The following is a 264-nucleotide window of genomic DNA, read 5'->3' as shown; positions in this document are numbered from 1 at the left end:
CGATGCATTGCTTGCTGATCGTCAAATCATTCAGATGATGAGTGAAGATGGAGAGGTGCTTGATGATTATGTCCGCATAAAAAGAGTGGAAACAAGAATCATAGATCAAGGCGTAGCAGCGATTGTCCTGACGTGGGATAGCAGCTATTGGTACAACCGAGACAAACAGACAAGCCTTGAAAATATCAATTTTTCAGATGGGGTGATCAAACGTGAGCAAGACTAAAAAAGCACAGCTCGATCAAACAGCTGGCGAAGAAAAAG

At 42.8% G+C, this 264-nt stretch carries 1 protein-coding gene; it reads left to right on the top strand.

Annotation, left to right across the window (positions count from 1 at the left end; all coding sequences use genetic code 11):
* On the top strand, window positions 1-226 hold a 226-nt coding region (locus SB756_RS31255), incomplete at its 5' end, for a hypothetical protein (protein WP_410913390.1).
* Between the last annotated feature and the right edge of the window lie 38 nt (window positions 227-264).

It is taken from the genome of Pseudomonas sp. SIMBA_068 (assembly GCF_046534705.1).
In the GTDB taxonomy this organism is placed as follows: domain Bacteria; phylum Pseudomonadota; class Gammaproteobacteria; order Pseudomonadales; family Pseudomonadaceae; genus Aquipseudomonas; species Aquipseudomonas putida.
The sequence above is the reverse complement of the archived record's forward strand: the minus strand, read 5'-3'. Positions and strand labels throughout refer to the sequence as shown.